Source organism: Leisingera sp. F5 (genome assembly GCF_001593695.1).
Genome location: NZ_LUKH01000238.1, coordinates 1 through 3,461, shown reverse-complemented (window position 1 = coordinate 3,461; position 3,461 = coordinate 1). Strand labels below are relative to the sequence as shown.

Sequence of the window (3,461 nt, the reverse complement as noted above, 5' to 3'; positions counted from 1 at the left end):
GCTGAAAATGACTGGTCTGCTGTTCGTTTGGAAAGCAATCCAGGGGCCTTTGGGCGCGTCTATCCGGTCAACGGCTTCATTCTGCCGGACTTGGACGAAGGGTGAAACGCAGGGAAGCGGCCTGTTGCTTCTTTCTGGTTCGAAATACCCCTGCCGGAGGCCTGCGCCGCAAGGCGCGTGATCAGCGGGTCAGCACCAATGCGCCATTGCGGATTTCGATGCTGGACCAGCGCTGCAGGTAGCCCATGCCCAGCAGGGATTGCTCCAGTTCGCCCTGGTTGACCCAGACGCGCACGTCTGTATCGGTGATGCCGCCCAGCGACATTTCTTCGATCCAGACGGAGGCCGTGCGCACCTCGCCATTGGCGGTGCGGGCGCGGCCGAGATAGGCAAGGGTGTCGGTATCAATGCCGGCACGCTCTGCATCGCGCGCGTTCAGCACAACTTCGCTGGCACCGGTGTCGACCAGGAACGGGACAGCTGCGCCATTCACCTCCAGTGTCAGGTAGTAATGTCCGTCGGGCGCGCGCGGCACTTCGACCCGTCCGGCATCAACAGCGACGCTTTGCTGCGGGCGCACGGTTTGGCGGATGTCCTCCCACAGCCCGTAAGAGGCGATCACACCAAGGAAGATAAATCCCCAGACGGCAAACATCTGCAGCGTCTTGCCGATGGATTGACGGTTTTGCACAAACACCCAGGATCCGACTGCAACCAGCAAGACAACCAGATAAATAACCCGCCCGATCTCAAACTCGCCCATCTGCGCACCTCCTGCATATAATGTAGGCGGGCCGGGGCGTTATGCTAGCCTGCAAATCCAAATGCGCGCAGCCCGTCGAGTACGAACTGGACAGAAAGCGCCGCCAGCAGCATGCCCAAAAGGCGGGTCACCACGGTGATGCCGGTTTTGCCAAGCAGCCGTTCGAACATGCCGGAAAACAGACACATCACCAGCAGGATCGCCAGCACCGCGGCCACCACGCCCATGACCATGGCAAAGCCGGCAATGCCGGGCTGCTGACCCGCAAGCAGGATGACAGTGGCGATGGATCCGGGGCCTGCGATCAGCGGGATCGCCAGCGGGAAGATTGAAGGATCATCAAAATCATCCTCCTCGCTGCGGTCTTCGCGCCGTTTGTTGCGGCGTTCGAACAGCATGTCGAGCGCGGTGAGAAACAACAGCACGCCGCCTGCAATGCGGAATGCGGCCATGGAAATGCCTGCAAAACCAAGCACTGCCTCGCCAAGTGCCGCAAACAACGCAAGCAGGATTGCCGCGGTGATGGTTGAGCGCAAAGCGATGGAGCGGCGCTGTGCCGGACTCATACCCTGCGTCAGCGCCAGAAAGATCGGTGTCAGGCCGATCGGGTCAACGATGACAAACAGCGTGACAAAGGAGGTGATCAGAAAAGCGGTGTCGATCATTGCGCCTCTGCTTTTTCCAGTTTCTCCACCGCCTTCAGCCAAAGCTCCTCGGCGCGGTCCTGGGCTTCCATAACTTCGGCATATTTGCGCTGCCAGACAACGGCTTCGTCTTTGCGTCCGTCATCATAAAGGGCGGGGTCCGCCAGTTTTTTGGCGAGCTTGTCGCGCATTTCGCTGACTTTTTCGAGCCGGGCCTCGCCTTTGCGCACCTCGGCGCGCAGCGCCAGAATCGCGTCGCGGGTGGGGCGCTTGGGTTTGGCGGCCTTGGGTTTGCCTGCGGGTTTATCGCGCGTCAGCAGCAGATCGCGGTAGGCTGGCAGGTCGCCCTCAAACGGTTTCACCGTGCCACCCGACACCAGCCACAGCCGGTCCGCCACGAGGCTGAGCAGGTGCATGTCGTGGCTGACCAGAATGACGGCGCCGGAATAGGCCGTCAGAGCCTCCACCAACGCTTCGCGGCTTTCGATGTCCAGGTGGTTGGTCGGTTCATCAAGGATCAGCAGATGAGGGGCGGGCAGGGTGGCCAGCAACAGCGAAAGCCGCGCTTTCTGCCCGCCAGACAGGCGCCCGACCTCGGTATCGGCCTGATCTGATCCTAGGCCGAAGCCGGCCAGCCGGGCACGCAGGCGGGCCTGGCCTTCGTCCGGGCGTTCGCGCTGCAAATGCTGCAGCGGCGTTTCTTCAATGTGCAGCTCATCCACCTGATGCTGGGCAAAGAACCCGATCCGCAGCTTGCCGGATTGGGTCATCTTGCCCGCCATCACATCGAGACGGCCTGACAGCATTTTGGACAGAGTGGATTTGCCTTCGCCGTTCTTGCCCAAGAGCGCGATACGGTCGTCCTGGTCGATGCGCAAATCCAGCCGGCTGAGGATCGCAGTGCCGTCATAGCCGACCGAAGCACCCTCAGTCGCGATGATCGGCGGCGACAGTTCCTCGGGTTCGGGGAAGGTGAACACCGTGCGCGCCGCATCTTCGGGCGCGCGGATGGTTTCCATCTTCTCCAGCATCTTCACCCGGCTTTGTGCCTGTTTGGCTTTGCTGGCCTTGGCTTTGAACCGGTCGACAAAAGCTTGCAGATGGGCGCGTCGGGCATCCTGTTTTTTGGCTTGCGCAGCCTGATTGGCGCGGTTGGCGGCGCGCTGACGGGCAAACTGGTCGTAGTTGCCGGAGTAATAGGTCAGCCCCAGCTCTTCGAGGTGCAGAATGCCGTTCACCGAGCGGTTCAGCAGCTCGCGGTCGTGGCTGATGATGATCACGGTGTGCGGGTATTTCACCAGATAGGCCTCGAGCCACAGCGCACCTTCGAGATCTAGGTAGTTGGTCGGTTCGTCCAGCAGCAGCAGATCAGGTTGGGAAAACAGCACCGCAGCAAGTGCGACGCGCATCCGCCAGCCGCCCGAATAATCGGAGCAGGGGCGTTGCTGGGCGGCATAGTCAAACCCGAGGCCCTTGAGGATGGCGGCGGCGCGGGCCTCAGCCGACCAGGCATCGATATCTGTCAGACGGGTTTGGATTTCGGCAATCCGGCCAGGGTCCTGCGCGGTCTCGGCCTCGGCCATCAGGTCTGCGCGTTCGGTGTCTGCCGCCAGCACCGTATCGATCAGCGACACGTTTGAAGATGGCGCTTCCTGCGCAATGCCGCCGATCCGGGACCGGCTGGGCAGGGAAATGGCGCCGGATTCCAGCGACAGCTCGTTGCGGATCAGCCGGAACAGCGTGGTCTTGCCGGTGCCGTTGCGGCCAACCAGTCCAACCTTGTGGCCAGTGGGGATCGTGGCGCTGGCGCCATCGAACAGAAGGCGGCCTTCGACCGCATAGGATATATCGCTGATACGTAACATGGGCCGAGCACTGCGGTACTGTCTGGCCCTTGTCAATGGGGCAGGCCATGTGTCGGCGCTGGCTGTGGCCGGCTTATTTCAGATGTGCAGCGGGATAGGAGCCCAAGCCTGCGGGCTGTGTGCCTCCTTTGCGGCGGCGTCAAAGCTGCGCAATCCCCTCTTTATCCTGTCACAGAGCCATGCTATCGG

General features: G+C 61.7%; 3 protein-coding genes and 1 pseudogene. 1 reads left to right on the top strand and 3 read right to left on the bottom strand.

The features are described from left to right. Positions 1-105, top strand: a pseudogene (locus A2I95_RS28095) (CHAP domain-containing protein); the annotation flags it as partial. A 76-nt stretch (positions 106-181) separates the two neighbouring features. Here the strand turns inward: A2I95_RS28095 and A2I95_RS28090 are convergent. Genes A2I95_RS28090 through A2I95_RS28080 form a run of 3 tightly spaced genes read right to left on the bottom strand, consistent with a single transcriptional unit; the run spans position 182 to position 3,272 of the window. After that, complete coding sequence (locus tag A2I95_RS28090) at positions 182-763, bottom strand: TIGR02281 family clan AA aspartic protease (RefSeq protein ID WP_027258641.1); 582 nt, start codon at positions 761-763, stop codon at positions 182-184. A 44-nt stretch (positions 764-807) separates the two neighbouring features. Further along, positions 808-1,428 carry a MarC family protein gene (locus A2I95_RS28085; protein WP_027258642.1) on the bottom strand — a complete coding sequence of 207 codons (621 nt, stop codon included), beginning with the start codon at positions 1,426-1,428 and terminating at the stop codon, positions 808-810. Beyond that, on the bottom strand, positions 1,425-3,272 hold the full coding sequence (locus A2I95_RS28080; RefSeq protein ID WP_027258643.1) for an ABC-F family ATP-binding cassette domain-containing protein: 1,848 nt from the start codon (positions 3,270-3,272) through the stop codon (positions 1,425-1,427). The genes A2I95_RS28085 and A2I95_RS28080 overlap by 4 nt, the downstream gene beginning before the upstream one ends. Positions 3,273-3,461 lie beyond the last annotated feature (189 nt).